At 45.0% G+C, this 3,063-nt stretch carries 2 protein-coding genes; both read left to right on the top strand.

The window, feature by feature from the left end; all coding sequences use genetic code 11:
* Nucleotides 1-760, top strand: a 760-nt coding sequence (locus tag WB217_RS00570; protein ID WP_423989646.1) for a 3-hydroxyacyl-CoA dehydrogenase, incomplete at its 5' end; no start/stop codon positions are given.
* A gap of 182 nt (nt 761-942) precedes the next feature.
* Entirely contained in the window at nt 943-2,991 is a 2,049-nt protein-coding gene (locus tag WB217_RS00565; protein ID WP_423989644.1) for a sigma 54-interacting transcriptional regulator, read from the top strand.
* Nucleotides 2,992-3,063 lie beyond the last annotated feature (72 nt).

Genomic DNA, 3,063 nt, shown 5'->3' with positions numbered 1-3,063 from the left:
GGGTGAAGTAAAAGCTATCGTTTCTGGCGGAGCATCAGGACTGGGTGAAGCAACTGTAAGAAACATCATCAAGCAGGGCGGCAAGGCGGCACTTCTGGATTTATCGGAGGAAAGGGGACAAAAGCTTGTTGAAGAATTAGGCGAATCTACGGTTTTTGTAAAAACGGATGTAACAAGTGAGCAAGACGTATCAAACGCTGTCAGCAAGGCCATTGATTCCTTCGGTTCCATTAATACGGTGGTAAACTGCGCAGGCATTGGGATTGCGGCTAAGCTGCTGTCGCGCAAGGGAGTCCATTCCTTGGACATGTTTTCAAAGGTGATTTCAATCAACCTGATTGGTACGTTCAATGTCATCCGCCTTGCATCCGAACAAATGACGAATAACGAGCCAAATGAAACGGGCGAAAGAGGTGTCATCATCAATACGGCTTCTGTGGCAGCGTTTGACGGCCAAATCGGCCAGGCAGCTTATAGTGCCTCAAAAGGCGGAGTTGTAGGAATGACATTGCCGATTGCCAGGGAGTTGGCTGCATATGGAATCCGTGTGATGACAATTGCACCAGGTTTATTCCATACCCCAATGTTCGATTCGCTGCCTGTGGAAGCGAGAGATTCTCTCGGGAAAATGGTACCGTTCCCTCAGCGGCTAGGGTTTCCTGAGGAATACGCACATCTCGCCGAAAGCATCATCACCAATCCTATGTTGAATGGTGAAACAATCCGTCTCGATGGCGCGATCAGGATGCAGCCAAAATAAACGTTATTAAGACTCTTTTCTGAAAAGGAAAGAGTCTATTTTGTTTAAAAGGAGACCTCAGAAAAATGATGAAATTTCATCTTTCAAAGTGTACCTTGCAATCCGTAACCTTTATAATGGATATATCAGATTGAATTTTCAGAAATTTAAAAGAAGTCAGCTTTAAAGGTGAGGTGAATTAGGTGATTGAATTCAGGGATATTGTAACTCCGGTTGATTGTACGATTACGGAAAAAACCACATTGGGAGAGGCAATTGAAATCATCAAACAGAAGAAATGGAATTTGCTTCCTGTTACAGACAATCATCGGAACCTCCAAGGAATTTTTACGCGGAGCGGGCTGTATCAAATGATTCTTGACGGTAATCCCCTTGGGTCACAGATAAAAGAATACATAAAAAAGGACGCTCGCTCAATTCGGATCGATACTCCCTATCATCAAATCGAACAAATTGTCAAAACGAGTAAGGTTGGGACAGGGGTTGTACTTGATGAGAATGATAAGGTAATCGGATTGCTCACCAAAACGGAAATGGTACAGTCGCTGCTGAAATCCGCAAACACATTGAAGGAGCAACTGGAAACGATTTTAAAAAATTCCAATATGGGTGTGTTGATGACCGACGAAAACTTGCGAATCATCTATGCCAATGAAGCTCTTTCGAAAATCTGCGGCCGCTCAGTAGAATCGATTCAATCTCAGTACCTTGAAGATATGTTCCCAGGTCTGCCCATTGAAAACAATGTTCACCATCATTATGAAAAATATAAATCCATTATGCATATTTCAGCATATGAGACGGTTAACCACCGGCAAGGAAAAATTGTTTTATTCCAAGATATTTCCGAAATTGAAGTAATGGCTGAAGAGCTGCAAACAGTTAAGAAATTGAAGCTGACCATTGAGACGACATTAGAGCATGCTTACGATGGAATCCTCATGACAGATGAACGGAATATCATCACGATGGTAAGCCCGCCGATGCTAGAGCTTTTCAGCCTGGAGAAAATGGATGTTTTAAACCAGGCTGTCGACAAGGTGCTGCCTCAGCTAAGACTTGGCAATGTGTTCAAGACGGAAGCAGCGGAAGTCAGTGATTTTAATGAATTGAATGGCATTAAATATATCGTGCATCGAATCCCGATCAAGAAGGATGGGCGGGTCATCGGAGCGATCGGAAAGGTAATGTTCCGTCAGTTAAATGAAGTGAGCGAGCTGTTCAAAAGGCTGCAAAAGGCCGAAAGCAAGGCAAGCTTTTACCATCAGCAGCTCCAAAAATCGGAATCAGCAAGATTCACTTGGGACCATATTTTCAGTGAAGACCCTTATATGGAAAAATTGAAGAAAAGTGCTGCAAAAGCAGCGAAAGGCAGGTCAACCGTACTGATCAGGGGAGAGAGCGGGACAGGCAAGGAATTGTTTGCACATGCCATCCATAATAGCAGTGCCAGAAGTGATGGCAAGTTTGTAGTCGTGAACTGTGCAGCGATTCCAGAGGATTTGCTTGAATCCGAATTTTTCGGATACGAGGAAGGTGCTTTTACCGGGGCGAAGCAGCGCGGCAAAATCGGGAAGTTCGATCTTGCCAACGGGGGCACATTGTTTCTTGATGAAATTGGCGACATGTCACTTGCTCTCCAGGCGAAATTATTAAGAGTCCTGCAGGAGCGCGAATTTTACCGTGTCGGCGGAAATGCCCGCATAAAAGTGGATGTGAGGATCATTGCGGCGACGAATCGGAACCTGGAGGAAATGGTGAAAGCAGGAGAATTTCGGGAGGACTTATACTACAGGCTGAACGTCATCTCCTTGAATATCCCGCCGTTGCGAAACCGTGTCCATGATGTGGAACATTTGACCATCAGTTTAATGAAGGAACTGAATTCAATGCTGGGCACAAGCTTAACCGGAATCTCATCACAAGCTATGCAGGCGCTGCTTCAGTACGAATGGCCGGGAAATGTCCGCGAGCTTAGAAACGTTCTCGAGCGGGCAATGACCTTTGCTGAGCATGGGAAAATCCAGGCGGAGGATTTTCCGGACTACTTAATTTCTCAAGTTGCCGAACCAGCTTTGCCAATGGTAAGCCTTGCCGAAGATGCGGAACTTGGTGCCATCAAAAAGGCGTTAACCCAGGCAAACGGCAATAAAGCACAGGCGGCCAGGCTGCTCGGGATCAGCCGGTCAGGGTTATATGAAAAGATAAAAAAATACCAGCTGTCAGTTTAGGGGGATTTTAAGTGCAATGGGATAAAAAATATCATACCTTGATGCCGCCGTTCGTATTAGCAGGCTTATTAT

Source organism: Mesobacillus sp., assembly GCF_049588175.1.
Classification (GTDB): domain Bacteria; phylum Bacillota; class Bacilli; order Bacillales; family Cytobacillaceae; genus Mesobacillus.
This window is presented reverse-complemented; position numbering and strand designations above follow the sequence as displayed.